The organism is Mesorhizobium temperatum (assembly GCF_002284575.1).
Lineage (GTDB): Bacteria > Pseudomonadota > Alphaproteobacteria > Rhizobiales > Rhizobiaceae > Mesorhizobium > Mesorhizobium temperatum.
Genome location: NZ_NPKJ01000004.1, coordinates 1 through 14229, shown reverse-complemented (window position 1 = coordinate 14229; position 14229 = coordinate 1). Strand labels below are relative to the sequence as shown.

General features: G+C 63.3%; 13 protein-coding genes. 8 read left to right on the top strand and 5 right to left on the bottom strand.

Annotated features, from left to right (window positions below):
• Positions 1 to 51: 51 nt before the first annotated feature.
• Positions 52 to 1317 (top strand): cysteine desulfurase-like protein, encoded by a 1266-nt coding sequence (locus CIT26_RS00590; protein WP_095490763.1) that lies wholly within the window; start codon positions 52 to 54, stop codon positions 1315 to 1317.
• 18 nt (positions 1318 to 1335) lie between these two features.
• Here CIT26_RS00590 and CIT26_RS00585 read toward each other — a convergent pair whose 3' ends face one another.
• The 5 genes from CIT26_RS00585 to CIT26_RS00565 are packed head-to-tail and all read right to left on the bottom strand — an operon-like array spanning position 1336 to position 6878.
• The gene (locus CIT26_RS00585; protein WP_095490762.1) at positions 1336 to 2367 is read right to left on the bottom strand and encodes a histone deacetylase family protein; all 1032 of its coding nucleotides are present in this window, start codon (positions 2365 to 2367) and stop codon (positions 1336 to 1338) included.
• A complete protein-coding gene (locus CIT26_RS00580) occupies positions 2364 to 2879 on the bottom strand; it encodes a GNAT family N-acetyltransferase (protein ID WP_167391222.1) in 516 nt (171 codons plus the stop codon). The genes CIT26_RS00585 and CIT26_RS00580 overlap by 4 nt, the downstream gene beginning before the upstream one ends.
• A gap of 45 nt (positions 2880 to 2924) precedes the next feature.
• Complete coding sequence (gene kce, locus CIT26_RS00575) at positions 2925 to 3854, bottom strand: 3,5-dioxohexanoate:acetyl-CoA acetone transferase (RefSeq protein WP_095490760.1); 930 nt, start codon at positions 3852 to 3854, stop codon at positions 2925 to 2927.
• A 2-nt stretch (positions 3855 to 3856) separates the two neighbouring features.
• Positions 3857 to 5236 (bottom strand): aminotransferase family protein, encoded by a 1380-nt coding sequence (locus CIT26_RS00570; RefSeq protein WP_095490759.1) that lies wholly within the window; start codon positions 5234 to 5236, stop codon positions 3857 to 3859.
• A gap of 1 nt (position 5237) precedes the next feature.
• Positions 5238 to 6878, bottom strand: a complete 1641-nt coding sequence (locus CIT26_RS00565; RefSeq protein WP_095490835.1) for a N,N-dimethylformamidase beta subunit family domain-containing protein — start codon at positions 6876 to 6878, stop codon at positions 5238 to 5240.
• A 158-nt stretch (positions 6879 to 7036) separates the two neighbouring features.
• Between CIT26_RS00565 and CIT26_RS00560 the strand changes: the two genes are divergently transcribed.
• From CIT26_RS00560 to CIT26_RS00530, 7 genes are all read left to right on the top strand, one after another.
• A complete protein-coding gene (locus tag CIT26_RS00560; RefSeq protein ID WP_095490758.1) occupies positions 7037 to 7285 on the top strand; it encodes a ParB N-terminal domain-containing protein in 249 nt (82 codons plus the stop codon).
• A gap of 483 nt (positions 7286 to 7768) precedes the next feature.
• On the top strand, positions 7769 to 8254 hold the full coding sequence (locus CIT26_RS00555) for an SRPBCC family protein (protein WP_095490834.1): 486 nt from the start codon (positions 7769 to 7771) through the stop codon (positions 8252 to 8254).
• 26 nt (positions 8255 to 8280) lie between these two features.
• On the top strand, positions 8281 to 9237 hold the full coding sequence (locus tag CIT26_RS00550) for an alpha/beta fold hydrolase (RefSeq protein ID WP_095490757.1): 957 nt from the start codon (positions 8281 to 8283) through the stop codon (positions 9235 to 9237).
• 185 nt (positions 9238 to 9422) lie between these two features.
• Positions 9423 to 9821, top strand: a complete 399-nt coding sequence (locus tag CIT26_RS00545; RefSeq protein WP_095490756.1) for a GFA family protein — start codon at positions 9423 to 9425, stop codon at positions 9819 to 9821.
• 262 nt (positions 9822 to 10083) lie between these two features.
• Complete coding sequence (locus tag CIT26_RS00540; protein WP_095490755.1) at positions 10084 to 10326, top strand: hypothetical protein; 243 nt, start codon at positions 10084 to 10086, stop codon at positions 10324 to 10326.
• 223 nt (positions 10327 to 10549) lie between these two features.
• A complete protein-coding gene (locus tag CIT26_RS00535) occupies positions 10550 to 11563 on the top strand; it encodes a glycoside hydrolase family 25 protein (protein WP_095490754.1) in 1014 nt (337 codons plus the stop codon).
• 201 nt (positions 11564 to 11764) lie between these two features.
• A complete protein-coding gene (locus CIT26_RS00530; RefSeq protein ID WP_095490833.1) occupies positions 11765 to 13963 on the top strand; it encodes an esterase-like activity of phytase family protein in 2199 nt (732 codons plus the stop codon).
• Positions 13964 to 14229: the final 266 nt, after the last annotated feature.

Below are 14229 nucleotides of genomic sequence, written 5' to 3'. Positions count from 1 at the left end.
CGGCTCTGTAAAGAGTGATTATCTAATAATTACAATAGGGAAGAAGAAAAAGTGAATTTTCCGATTGATGCCGTGCGTGAGAAATTTCCGGCCCTTTCGCTGACCGACAAGGGCCGCCGTCGCATCTATCTCGACAACCCGGCCGGGACGCAGGTGCCGCTAGCGGTCGCCGACGCGGTGTCGCGCTGCCTGCTGACCACCAATGCCAATCTCGGCGGCTTCTTCGAAACCACGATCGCGGCGCAACAAATCGTCGACGACGCCCATGCGGCGATGGCCGATTTCCTGGGTGCTGCGAGCCCGCAGGAAATCATCATCGGCACCAACATGACGACGCTGACCTACCACATGTCGCGCACGCTCGGCCGCACAATGAAACCCGGCGACGAGATCATCCTCACCCGTATGGACCACGAGGGCAACGTATCGCCGTGGCTGCAGCTGGCCGAAGACCTTGGCCTTGTCGTGCGCTGGCTGGCTTTCGACGAGCAGAGCTGGCAGATCGAGGAGGCGGCGCTTGCTACGCTGCTCACCGACAGGACCCGGCTCGTCGCCCTGAACTACGCCAGCAATCTGACCGGCTCGATCAACCGGGTGAAGGCGCTGAGCCGCATCGTCAAGCAGGCCGGCGCGCTGGTCTATGTCGACGCTGTGCAGTTCGCACCGCATGGCCTGATCGACGTGCAGGACCTTGGCTGCGATTTCCTGATCTGCTCGGCCTATAAATTCTTCGGGCCGCATATGGGCATATTGCGGGGCAGGCTGGATGTCATCGACGCGCTTAAACCGTACAAATGCCGCTGTTCGTCCAATGCTCTGCCGGAGCGGTTCGAACTCGGCACGCCGCAGATCGAGCTGATGGCCGGACTGACGGCCGCGGTCGATTACTTTGTAGAACTGGGATTTGCGGCAGGCGATGGCAGTTCGCGCCGCGCCAGGATCGTCAAGGCGTTCGAAACATCAACAGCTTACGAAAACCCGTTGACGCAAAGATTGATCGACGGGCTGTCAGATATTTCAGGCCTGACCATCCACGGCATCACCGATCCGGCGCGTGTCGGGGAGCGCGTGCCGACGGTTTCTTTCACGGTCAACGGCATCGTGCCGGAGACGATCGTGCGGCAGATGAATGCGGACAACATCTTCCTGTGGTCCGGCCACAACTATGCCTGGGAGGTCGTCCACCAGCTCGGCATTCCGGCCGACCAGGGTGTCGTGCGTATCGGCATCGCCCACTACAATACGGCGGCCGAGATCGAAGAGACGCTGGAGAGCGTGCACCGTGTCATCGCCATGCTGCGACAGGAGCGATGCTGATGCGTCATCCGGCTGGTATCACCGCCTCCTGCCGCCGCCGAAGCCGGTGAGGAAAGCGGTGAGATTGTCGCCGAGTTCGTCGCAGAGATAGCCGCCTTCCTGCACGATCACCGTCGGCAGGCCGAGGCCGGCGATAGCCTCGCCGATGCGCGAGAAGCCTGGTGTCGTCACCGACAGTCCGCCGAACGGATCGCCCTCGAAGGCGTCGAGGCCGAGCGCCACGACAAGTACTTCTGGCGCAAAGGCGCGGATGCGCTGGAACGCCACGTCGAGTGCTTCTAGGAACGGGGCATCGCCGGATTTGCGCGCCAGCGGCAGGTTGAGATTGTAGCCGAGACCAGGCCCTTCGCCGCGCTCGTCGGCATGACCCCAAAAGAACGGATAGAAGCGCACGGGATCGGCATGCAGCGAGACAGTGAGCACGTCCGGCCGCGCATAGAAAATGCCTTGCGTGCCGTTGCCGTGATGCAGATCGACGTCGAGGATCGCCACCCGCGCCGCGTTCTTGCGGAGTACCTGTGCCGCGACCGCTGAATTGTTGATGAAACAGAAGCCGCCGGCGACATCGGCAAAGGCGTGGTGGCCGGGCGGACGGCAGAGCGCATAGGCGGCCGGTGCGCCTGACATCACGGCCCCAGCAGCCTCGACCGCGCTCCAGGCGCTCCACAGTGCGCTCTGCCAGGTCTCGCTTGAGATCGGGCAAGCGGTGTCGGCCATGTGGTAGCCGGCCTGGCCGACCGCCGAGGCCGGATAGGAGCCGTCCCGCGCGATCGGATGGATGTTGGGGATCACTTCGGCCGATGCGCCCTCGATGCGCTGCCAGCGCGCAAAGATGTGCTCGAGAAAATCGAGATATTCGGGCGTATGCACCGCGGCAACCGGACCAAGCCCGTGATCTCTCGGCCGTTCGATCGTGCAGCCGGCAGCCTTGGCGCCGGCGAGCAGCCGTTCGACGCGCTCCGGCTTTTCCGGATTGGGTTTCTGGGCGCCGCTGGAGAGGAACGCCTTGGGATCATGGCGCTTCTGCTCTTCGGCATAAAAGGCTTTCATCTTGGCTCCTCATCATCGGGCGCATCGGCGAAGGCAAAGAACGCGTCGCCGACGATCTTCTGCACCTGCTCGTAGCTCGACCAGGCAATGCCCAGCCTTTCGTAGAAGGCCTTGGCGGTTTCATTGTCGGTATCGACGGACAGTCTGAGGTAGACGCCGCCTTGTCTCCGGCATTCCCGCGCGACACGCCGCAGCAGGCGTTCGCCGATCCTGCGACCGCGAAACCGGTCCTCGACATAGAGGTCCTGCACATAGACGCCGGGCCTCCCCATCCAGGTCGAGAAGATCGAGAAGTACAGGCAGAGGCCGGCAAACTCGCCACCGACTTCGGCGATCAGCGTAGAGAAGGCAGGTTTTTCGCCAAAGCCGTAGGTGCGGAGGTCGTCGGCCGTAGAAGTGATTTCCTCCGTCGCGCCGATATGGGCGCCAAGCCGCAGGATCGCGGCATGGATGGTTTCGACGTCTTCCACCCGGCCGGGGCGGATAAGGACGTTTGTTGATGGCGTACTCACGACAGGCAGGGTGCCCAGAGGGGGGTGGGACGGGAAGCAACCATCTCAGAACGCTACCCTATCGCCACCCTTGAGCGCCAGCATCTCGCGCGCCTCAGTGGGCGTGGCGACGTCCAGCGACAGCCCGTCGAGCACGCTGCGGATACGGCGCACCTGATCGGCATTGGATTTTGCCAGCTGGCGGCCGTCATAGAGGCTGTCCTCCAGCCCAACACGAACATTGCCGCCCATCGCCGCCGCAATCGAGATCATCGGCATCTGGTGGCGCCCGGCGGCCAGAACCGAAAACTGGTAGCTGTCGCCGAACAGTTTGTCGGCGATGCGCTTCATATGGACCAGATTGTCGGGATCGGCGCCGATGCCGCCCAGTATGCCGAACACGAACTGGATGAACATCGGGCCCGACACAAGCCCCCGGTCGCGAAAATGCGCCAGCGAATAGAGGTGGCCGACATCGTAGCATTCGAATTCGAAGCGTGTGCCGCAGCCCTTTCCAAGTCTGTCGAGCACGGTCTCCATATCGGCAAAGGTGTTTTTGAAGATCGTGTCGCGTGTCGCTTCCAGCAGCTTCGGCTCCCACTCGTGCTGCCATTGCCTTGGCCGGTCGAGCATTGGGAACAGTGCGAAATTCATCGAGCCCATGTTGAGCGAGCACATTTCGGGCTCGGCCCTGAGCGGTGCGGCCAGACGCTGGTCGAGCGTCATCAGCGAGGAGCCGCCGGTGGTGATGTTGATCACCGCATCGGTCGCCTGCTTGATGCGTGGCAGGAACTGCATGAATACATCGGGATCGGCGGTCGGCCGCCCGTCACTGGGATCGCGGGCATGAAGATGCAGGATCGAGGCGCCGGCTTCGGCGGCCGCGATCGCGTCTGCGGCGATCTGGTCCGGCGTCGCCGGCAGATGCGGCGACATCGACGGCGTGTGCACCGACCCGGTGACGGCGCAGGTGATGATGACTTTTCGCGGCGCCATTTTCAGCCTTCGACCGGCAGGTCGAGCTCGCCGGCCAGCACCTGCAGCGAGTCGCCGATGATGGCGACGATCTCGCCGACCTGTTCCTTGGTGACGATCATCGGCGGCGCCACCATGAAATTGTCGCCGTCGACGCCGCCCTTGACCTTTCGGCCATAGATGATCAGGCCGCGCTCATAGGCGAGGTCGAGCAGGCGCTGGGTGGCCCTCTTCGCCGGTGCGATCGGCCTCAACGTATCAGGGTCGGCGACCATCTCGGCGCCAGTGAGAAGCCCCTTGCCACGTACGTCGGCAATAAACGGAAACCGCTTGGCCAATCCTTTCAACTCATCCATCAAAATATCGCCCATGTCAGCCGCATTGGCGATCAGGTCGAGGCGGTCCATCTCGCCGAGCACGGCGAGCCCGGCGGCGCAGGCGAGCGGATTGCCGGCATAGGTGTGGCCGTGCTGGAAGCCGCCGGATGCGAGCAGCGGCTGCACCAGCCGCATCGGTGCGGCCAGCGCGCCGAGCGGCGCATAGCCCGAGCCCAGCCCCTTCGACAGCGCGACGATGTCGGGCTTGCAGCTCCAATGGTCGCCACCGAGGAATTTTCCGGTGCGGCCCGCACCGCTCATCACTTCGTCATGGATGAGCAGGATGCCGTAGCGATCGCAGATTTCGCGGATGCGCGGATAGTAGCTGTCCGGCGCCACCAGCGCCGCTGTGGCAGCGCCGCCGACCGGCTCCATGATGAAGGCGAGGACGCTTTCCGGTCCCTCGGCGAGGATTTTCTCCTCCAGCATGTCGGCGTAGCGAATGCCGCGCTGTTCCATCGAGAGATTGTCGCGGTCGCGCCAGGCGGCCGGCGCCGGCACGGTCGGCATGACCTGCATCATCGGCGCAAAAGTTTCGGCCAGGGCGTCGTCGCCGGTGACGGACAGCGAACCAAGCGTGCCGCCATGATAGGAGGGAAAGCGCGTGATCACCTTCCAGCGCCTGGGCTGGCCTGTCGCCACTGCCCACTGCCGGGCAAGCTTGATGCAGGATTCCGTCGCTTCCGAGCCGCCCGAGACGAAAAAGATGCGGTCCATGCCTTCGGGCAGCTTTCCGGCCAGCTCCCGCGCGAACTCCTCGGCCGGCTCGTTCTCGAAATGCAGCCGGTAGGCGAAGGTGGCGCGGTCCATCTGCCGCTTCATCGCATCGAGCACGTTGCGGTTGGAATGACCGATATTGGCGACCATCGGTCCACTCGATCCGTCGATGAAGCGACGGCCGTCCTGCGTCCAGATGTAGATGCCTTCGGCGCGATCGACCAGCGGCCGGCGCAAGCTGGACAGATAGAACAGATGCGATGGCGGGCGCGTCTCGGTGTCCGGGGCAGGGGTCTGGGATTTGAGCATGTCAGGTCTTTCCAAGATAGCGGTCGAGAACATTTTTGGTGACGTGCTCGACCATCGCGTCCTGCCTTAGCAGGCCGGCGACCCATTCGCAGCTTCCGGCGTGGAATACCTCGCCCTTGCCGCGCGGGAAATTGACGATCATGCCGTTGGCGCGCTTGACCTTGTCGAGATTGGCGTCGCTCGCCTCGCCGAACAGCGTCTCGGCGGAAAAGCGGCCATCCGCATCGCCGAGAAACCGGTCCTCGAACGCAATATCGGCGCTCTCCTCGACTTGGGCAGCCATGCCGACCGCAAGGATTTGCAGCCCATCCGGCGCGCCGCTGTCGGGCGTGGGGTAGGGCAGGCCGCCGCGGATCTCAAAGTCGAGACCGTCGACCTCATAGCCATAGACATGGCTGTCGGCGCCGAGCAGGTCGCCGTAATAAATGCCCGTGCCGGCAAACGCCCAATGCTCCGGCCGGTAGACCGGAAAGCCGCGCACGCCGCGCGGCGCGCAACCGCCCCAGCCGGCGTAGAGGCCCCTGGTCGCATTAAGCCCGAAGGTCATGGCACCCGGCCGGCCGATTTCCGGCGCTTCCCAGGAATTCGTGGCGCGGGTCACGTCGCCGCCCCGATAGGCCGGATCCTCGGCGCGGGCACGGTATTTGTAGCAGACCTGCCGGCGGCCCTCGTCCTCCAGCCTGGTCTGCCACATGAAATTGCCGGCGAAGCGCGCCGCATTGCCGCCGCGTTCGACATAGGCATCGACAGCGTCGCGCATTTCCAAGGTCCAATATTCGTCATGGCCGACGAAGACGACGCAGTCATAGCCGTCGAGGATTTCGGGCGAGAAATGCAATTCGTGCTGGCTGGCAAGGTCGACAGCATAGCCGGCGCGTTCGGCAAAACGAAAAAAGTGGCTGTCATAGCTTGCCCAGCCGGACGAGGCGTATTTCTTCGAATGGCCGGTGGCGAAGGCCCATTCCATATGCGGATAGCGCGGCGCGGTCCTCGGCGGCACGGCGACCTCGAGCGGCACGCGCGGCGCCTCCTTCGGCAGAACAACAAAGCCGCGGCACCATGGCCGCTGCGTCGACACGATTGGGGCATACTGGTCGCGGTTCGGGCCGGTGATGCCTTCGTAATGATTGGAGCCGCCCCAGGTGTTGTAGGCAAGCCAAGTGCCGGTGGCTGCAACCTGCAGCACACGACCGCGTTTCTTGCCGGGCTGCGGGCTAACGATGAAAAGATGCTGGCAGCGGATCGGCTGGCCGTCGCGGCCCTCCGCCGTCAGCGTGACGCGGTAGGCTCCGGACGGCCATTCGTCGCCGACACGGAATTCAAAAGACGCGTCCCAGCCGCAGCCCAAGACCGAACATTGATCGGGCGTATCCTGCCAGCGCGCCGCGATCCCGGCCGTCTCGAACATTTTCGTTTCGGTCCCGCCGTCGCGGACGATCGCCACGCTGAAGCTGGAGGCTGTCGAGCAGACATGCAGCACCACTGTCTCGCCCCGGCGGTATGAAAAACGGTCGCTGTAGCACCAGATCTCGCCGCGTTCGCCATCCATGCCCGGCCACTCCCAGTAGTGGCCGCGCACGGCTTGCCGGCGCTGGTGGGGCGTCAGTCCGAAATCGGGGAATTCGGTAGGAAGCTGTGTCATGAACGCCTGTGGAGGGTCGAACGCGTCATTTCGACCATCTGCCGGCCAAGCGTCAATTGGAAACGATCGGGCCAGCGATAGCTGACAGCCGGCCTTGGCCTTGCCTGCCAAACAGATTATCTCACAAAGGGCGGCCTTTTTCCGCCACGGGAGCCGACATGCTGAGAGTGCAAAAGGTCAAGGTGGACGACATCTACGTGCCGACCGCGCGCAGGAAGACGCTGCATCCCGAGACCGTCCGGCATCTGGCCGAGGACATTCTGGAAAACGGCATGAAGACGCCGATCCAGGTGCGCCACGACGGCAAGCGCCATATCCTGGTCGAAGGCCTGCACAGGCTGGAAGCGGCGAAGTGGCTCGGCGAGACCGAGATCGACGCCTATCTAGTGCAAGCCAAGCGCCACTGACGCCCCGGGGGCCATCTGGTCCTCGGCGCGGAAGGCTTGGGTCGCGTGCTGACGTGACGCGTGCCTCGGAGATTAGCGGAAGCGTTCGTCATTTTCGTCATCCTGGGGCGGAGCAAGGAGCGAAGCGACGCAGCGCAAGACCCCAGATCCATGCCGCGACTTCGGAGCGCTGCTACGGTGCAGAATTGTGCACCGCTGCATTCTTCGGCCGTGGTCACGGAATGGATCCCAGGGTCTCCGCGACGGAGCTTCGCTCCTGCTTCGCCCAGGGATGACGAAGTTGGAGGCTTCGGCCAATCCAGAATGTTTATGACGGCCCACCGAAGTGAACGAAGGACTACTTCCGACCCCTCAGATCCCTGAGCGCTACTAGCAGATCGACGTAAAGTACGGATGTTGTCGACATTTTTTCGTTGGCGGTGTCGGCTGGCGCTTTCGTGGCTCGTCCTTGGCACGAAGCCAATCAACAGTGAGGAGACCATCATGACCACCAAGCTCGACATAGCCCCCAACTCTGACCGTGAACTGGTTCTTGCCCGCATCATCGATGCGCCGCGCGAGAACGTCTATCGCTGCTGGACCGAGCCGAAACTCGTAACGCAATGGTTCGCGCCAAAGCCGTGGACGACGCCGCGCGCCGAAATGGACGTGCGCGCCGGCGGCTCCAGCCTGGTCGTCATGGCGGGACCCGACGGCAACGAATTCCCGAACCCCGGCATCTTCCTCGAAGTCGTGCCGGGCAGGAAGATCGTTCTCACCGACGCCTATACAAAGGCCTGGGAGCCGTCCGAAAAGCCGTTCATGACGGTCGTGCTGACTTTCGAGGATGAGGGCGAGGGCAAGACCCGCTACATCGCCCGGGTTGCGCATTGGTCCGTCACTGACCGCGAAGAGCACGAGAAGATGGGCTTTCACGAGGGCTGGGGCCAGTGCGCCGATCAGCTCGAAGAAGTCGCCAAGCGACTTTGATATCGGCGGGACGCAAGGAGACCGACATGTCCAGATCGATGTTTTTCGCCATTTTCGCCGCGGCTGCGGCGCTCTTCACTGCGCCGGGCGCCACCAAAGCCGAGGAGGCAAACCCCGCCATGACCTCCGAAATGAAAGCAATGCCGAAGCCGGTGAAATCCGGCCTGCTGCCGATCAACGGCCTGAATTACTATTACGCCGTCTATGGCCAGGGCGAGCCGCTGCTTCTGCTACATGGTGGGCTCGGCACGACCGACATGTTCGCGCCGATTCTGCCGAAGCTTGCCGAAAACCGCACCGTCATCGGCGTCGACCTGCATGGTCACGGCCGCACCGCGCTCGGCGACCGGCCGCTCAGCCTGGAGGCGATGGGGGACGACATGGCGGCGATCGTCAAGGCGCTCGGCTACGAACAGGTCGATGTCATGGGTTACTCGCTGGGCGGCGGCGTTGCCTTCCGCATGGCCGTCCAGCATCCCGAGGCCGTGCGCCGGCTGGTCCTGGTGTCGGCGGGCTATGCCTCGGACGGCTTCTATGCCGACATGCGCACCCAGCAGGCGCAGGTCGGCGCGGCGATGGCCGACATGATGAAGGACACGCCGATGTACAAATCCTACGTGGCGGTCGCGCCGCATCCGCAGGACTTTCCGAAGCTGCTCGATCAACTGGGCGCCCATATGCGCAAGGACTACGACTACTCCGCCGACGTGGCGAAGCTGAAGATGCCGGTCATGCTGGTTTTTGGCGACAGCGACATGTACCGGCCCGAGCATGAGATCAAGTTCTATCAGATGCTCGGCGGCGGGCTGAAGGACGCCGGCTGGATGCGCGAGAACCTGTCGCAGAACCGCTTGGCCATCCTGCCGAACCGCACCCATTACGACGTGTTCTTCGCGCCGGAACTGGTGGCCGCCGCGCTGCCCTTCCTCAATGGCGAGACCAAGGTCAAGACCTGGGACGAGATCGTCAGCGAAAAGAACTGACCGCCTGACAACTGCCTGCCGGCCGTCCTCCCGCGAGATGGCCGGCGACGCTCGTTGCGCATCGCGCCTGATCGCACGTTCGGCTGCCGCATCACGCCGACAGATGGCGCCATCAAAGCTTTTCAATTGACGCTCCTATGCCGGCAGCTACCTTGCTGCCAATCTTCAGAAAGAGGGGCTCAGCAATGGCGAAATATCAGGGCGGGTGCCTGTGCGGGGCGGTGCGCTATCGCACCGAGGCCGCGCCGATCAACGAGCGCGTCTGCCATTGCCGGCTTTGCCAGAAGGCGCTGGGCGCGGCCTTCAACGCCCGCGTGCTGTTCCGCATCGACGATGTGACCATCGACGGGCCGGTGGCGACGGTGAATTCCTCGCCCGATCTCAAGCGCGGCTTTTGCCCGGGCTGCGGCACGACGATGTTTTCCCGGCGTGACTCCGCCGGCATCATCGGCGTCACCTCAGGCTCGCTCGACGACCCTTCGATATTCAAGCCGCAGATGCATATGTGGACCGCCTCGAAGCAGCCCTGGGTGCAACTCGACGACGGGCTGCCGCAATATGAAGGCGCGCCACCGCCCGCTTAACCTTCTCCCCCTTGTGGGAGAAGGTGGATTGGCGCGCAGCGCCAAGACGGTTGAGGGGTGCTCGACGGAATGCCGTCAGTGCCAAGCTGGAACACCCTCATCCGACCTCGCTTCGCGAGGCCACCTTCTCCCACAAGGGGAGAAGGCAAGAGCGTGCCCAATTTTTTTCATCCGGGACACGAGATAGCCGGCAAAGCGTCATTGGCGAGCCATCATTGCCGCCTATCTATTACGTGCGGGTCGGCAGTCGAGGAGGCGACGGATGAACGACAGAATCAACACCCTGGATGAACTTTTGAGCGATCCGATGGTCAGGCTCGTGATGGAGCGTGACCGCGTGCAGCCGGCCGAGCTTCGCACGCTGCTTGAAGAAAAGGTTCGCCGGGCGGAGGACGATGCTCCGGTCGCCAATCGCCCCGTCGACGATCGACCCGTCGAGGATCGCTTTGTGCCGCCCGCTCACGTGGTAGCGAAGGCCTGCCACACGCTATGGCTGTGCGGCTAGCAGCGGGGCAGGGTCGGCGATCCTTCGCGCGCCCTCTGCCCTGACGGCGTTTTCAAGCTCTCGCCTCTGGCGATGAAGCGAGCGCCATGTATTCTGTTTGCTCAGCTCTCGTCCTGACAATTTGATTCAAACTTTGTTGGTAATTTCTCGTTAGTAATCTGGACTGGTTTGTCCGGCGGCGTCGTCTTGCCCTCGGTCTGTTGTGTTCTGCGTACAGGTCCAGATGCGGTTATCAGGCGTCGTCATCTTCTCGATCGCGTCACTTTGCCTTGCCGGCTGCACGTCGACGTCCGGCGTCGACGCGTTGCAAGTGCCGTCCAGCGAGACGACCAGCTCGGTTGTGCGGCCGCCCGCGCCGGTAGCGTCGGTCAGTGCGGCCGATGCGGCACCCGACTTCGCGCAGGAAGAGGCGACGGAGCAGACTGTGGCGATGGCCACTCCAGAGCCTGCCGAAAGCATCGAACCACCCGCCGAGCTTGCCCTGGTGGCGCCGAAGCGGCTGGCACGGGCAGCACCGATGCCCGCCGAGCCGGTCCAGCGCTATCGTTTTCGTGATGCCAAGCCGATCAATTTCGGCAAGGCCTCACCCAGACACCTCGCCGTTCACGGCGTCGACGTCTCGCGCTGGCAGGGCAACGTGAACTGGGGCAAGCTGCGCGCCCAGGGCGCGAACTTTGCCTACATCAAGGCGACCGACGGCGGCGATCATCTCGACCCGATGTTCAAGAAGAACTGGCGCAATGCCGACGCCGCCGGCCTCAAGCGCGGCGCCTATCACTTCTTCTACTGGTGCCGCACGGCCGGCGAGCAGGCCGACTGGTTCATCCGCAACGTGCCGAGGGTCGAGGGCGCGCTGCCGCCGGTGATCGATGTCGAGTGGAACGGGGAATCCAGCTGCAAGCGGCGGCCGTCGCGGCAAAAGGTGCTGGAGAAGATGCAGGTGTTCATGGACAAGCTCGAGCGCCACTACGGCCAGAGGCCCATCATCTACACCGCGCCCGATTTCTACCGCGACAATCTGCGTGGCGCGTTTCTGGACTATCCGTTCTGGCTGCGCGCGGTGGCACAGCACCCGTCAAAGGTCTATCCCGGCCGCAAATGGGTGTTCTGGCAGTATTCCGGCTCCGGCCTGTCGCACGGGGTGAGGGGCCGCATCGACCTCAACGTCTTCCACGGCGACGAGCGAGCCTGGCGGAACTGGGTTGGCGGGCGGCAGATGGTGGCCGAGGCGGAGTAGGGGTTTCCTTCCGGGGCTGACTTCTTGCTGCTGGCCCTGCGGGGTGCTGATCGCGGCCGCAAAAGCCGCCATTGCAGACCGGCATGAGGTGAATATCGACGGACCTCACCGCCTGTCGCGGAAGTGTCATCGATCCGTCATCGCTTTGAAATGTCGCTCCCGCAAATCAGGTGGCTTTCATCCGAACAGGAGACGCCACCCGTGCCCCGCCATTCCGCGCTTTTCGTCTTGACGGCAGCGCTTGCTGCCTCCGTTTCGCTGCCGGCCCATGCCGACATGATGTTCAACCGGGTCGCGAGCTTCGCAGTCGCCGGAAACCTCCCGGCGGACGTCGAGAAGACCACGCCGACTTCGTCCGAGATCGTCACGGCCTCCGAAGACGGCATGACGCTGGTCTATTCCGATAGCCCGCTCGGTGCGGTCGGCTTCATCGACATCGCCGATCCCAAGGCGCCTAAGGCCGGCGGCATCGTCAAGATCGACGGCGAGCCGACCTCGGTTGTGGTCATCGGCGGCAAGGTGCTGGCCGGCGTCAACACGTCTCAGAGCAAAGCCAAGCTTTCGGGCAATCTCACCGTCATTAACCTCGCCTCAAGGGCAATCGAAAGCACCTGCGACCTCGGCGGTCAGCCGGACTCGCTGGCGTTCAGCAAGGACGGCAAGTTCCTGGCCATCGCCATCGAGAACGAGCGCGACGAGGATCTGAACGAGGGAGAAATTCCGCAGATGCCGGCGGGCGACCTTAGGATTTTCACGCTGGCCGAAGGCCAGCCTGATTGCGCGACGATGAAGACCGTCAACCTGGCGGGCATTGCCGAGGTCGCGGCGGAAGATCCGGAGCCGGAATTCGTCGCTTTCAACGAGGCCGGCGAGATCGCGGTCACGCTGCAGGAAAACAACCACATCGCCATCGTCAACGCCGAAACCGGCGCGATCGTCACGCACTTCACTGCAGGCTCAGTCGCGCTGGACAAGATCGACACCAAGAAGAACGGCGCCTTGTCCTTCGATGGCAAAATGGAAAACGTCGCGCGCGAACCCGACGCCGTGAAATGGCTCGACAATGACCGTCTCGTCGTCGCCAACGAAGGCGACTACAAGGGCGGCTCGCGCGGCTTCACAATTTTCAGCAAGAAGGGCGAGGTTCTCTACGAATCCGGTCCGTCCTTTGAGTACCAGGTCGCCAATGCCGGCCATTATCCCGACGACCGCAACAAGAAGGGCGTCGAGCCGGAAGGTCTCGAGACCGGCACGTTCGGCGAGGACAGACTGATTTTCGTCGCTTCGGAGCGTGGCTCCGTTGTCGGCGTCTACAAGGACACGGGTGCGGAGCCTCAGTTTGTGCAGATCCTGCCCTCCGGCATCGGTCCGGAAGGCCTGGTCGCGATCCCGTCGCGCAATCTCCTGGTCACCGCCAACGAGGCCGACCTGGTCGAGGATGGGCTCGCCCGCTCGCACGTGATGATCTACGAGCGCTCCGAGGGTCCCGCCACTTACCCGATGATCACGGCAAAGCTCACGGCAGACGGCACGCCGCTCGGCTGGGGTGCGCTTTCGGCGCTCGCGGCCGGCGACACTGCCGGCAAGCTCGTCGCAGCCTCGGACTCGTTCTACGCCAACGCGCCCTCGATCTTCGAGATCGATGCCACGCAGACGCCGGCGCTGATCACCGGCAAGACCATCGTCACGCGTGGCGGCCATCCTGCACAGAAGCTCGACATCGAAGGTCTTGTCGCCGACGGTGAAGGCGGCTTCTGGCTGGCCAATGAAGGCGATCCGGCAAAGCTCGTCCCGCACGCTATCCTGCGCGTCAACGACAAGGGCGAGATCAAGCAGGAAATCGGCTTCCCGATGGAACTGCTCGCCCACCAGACCCGCTTCGGTCTCGAAGGCATCACTGCGGTCGGCGAGGGCGACGACCTGACGCTGGTGATGGCCGTGCAGCGCGAATGGGCCGACGATCCCAAGGGCCAGGTCAAGCTTCTGGCCTACAAGCCGAAGGCCAAGGAATGGTCGGCGGTGCGTTACCCGCTCGAAGCGAACGAAGCTGGCTGGATGGGCCTATCGGAGATCACCGCGCATGACGGCAAGCTCTACATCCTCGAACGTGACAACCAGATCGGCGACCTGGCCAAGGTGAAGCGCATCTATTCGGTGGCGCTCGACGCCTTCAAACCTGTCAAGCTTGGTGGCGAACTGCCGTTGGTCGAAAAGACGCTGGTGCGCGACATCATCGGCGACCTGAAATCAGCCACCAACGGCTATGTCGTCGACAAGGTCGAAGGTTTCACCATCGACAAGAACGGCGACATCTTCGTCGCCACCGACAATGACGGCGTCGATGATTCTTCCGGCGAAACGCTGTTTCTGCGCTTGGGCAACATCAGCGCCGTGAACTGAGGGTGGTTCTTTCCTTCTCCCCTTGGGGGAGAAGCTGGATTGGCGCGCAGCGCCAAGACGGTTGAGGGGTGCTGGACGGAGTGCGGTTTTTGACTAGCTGGAACACCCCTCATCCGTCGCCTTCGGCGACACCTTCTCCCACAAGGGGCTAGCGTGCGCACATATTTGCTTCGAGTGGTTTAGTCTGGATTTGCAAGAGCGAAGCCCTCGGCGATGGCGTGGAAGCGTTTGAGGCCGTTGCTAAAGGTGACCGGGCCTGGCGGCCG

What these genes read in the sequence shown, in the direction of transcription:
- CIT26_RS00585 (WP_095490762.1), bottom strand. Translation starts at nt 2,367, where the DNA reads ATGAAAGCCTTTTATGCCGAAGAGCAGAAGCGCCATGATCCCAAGGCG.
- kce (WP_095490760.1), bottom strand. Translation starts at nt 3,854, where the DNA reads ATGGCGCCGCGAAAAGTCATCATCACCTGCGCCGTCACCGGGTCGGTG.
- CIT26_RS00570 (WP_095490759.1), bottom strand. Translation starts at nt 5,236, where the DNA reads ATGCTCAAATCCCAGACCCCTGCCCCGGACACCGAGACGCGCCCGCCA.
- CIT26_RS00565 (WP_095490835.1), bottom strand. Translation starts at nt 6,878, where the DNA reads ATGACACAGCTTCCTACCGAATTCCCCGATTTCGGACTGACGCCCCAC.
- CIT26_RS00560 (WP_095490758.1), top strand. Translation starts at nt 7,037, where the DNA reads ATGCTGAGAGTGCAAAAGGTCAAGGTGGACGACATCTACGTGCCGACC.
- CIT26_RS00555 (WP_095490834.1), top strand. Translation starts at nt 7,769, where the DNA reads ATGACCACCAAGCTCGACATAGCCCCCAACTCTGACCGTGAACTGGTT.
- CIT26_RS00550 (WP_095490757.1), top strand. Translation starts at nt 8,281, where the DNA reads ATGTCCAGATCGATGTTTTTCGCCATTTTCGCCGCGGCTGCGGCGCTC.
- CIT26_RS00545 (WP_095490756.1), top strand. Translation starts at nt 9,423, where the DNA reads ATGGCGAAATATCAGGGCGGGTGCCTGTGCGGGGCGGTGCGCTATCGC.
- CIT26_RS00540 (WP_095490755.1), top strand. Translation starts at nt 10,084, where the DNA reads ATGAACGACAGAATCAACACCCTGGATGAACTTTTGAGCGATCCGATG.
- CIT26_RS00535 (WP_095490754.1), top strand. Translation starts at nt 10,550, where the DNA reads ATGCGGTTATCAGGCGTCGTCATCTTCTCGATCGCGTCACTTTGCCTT.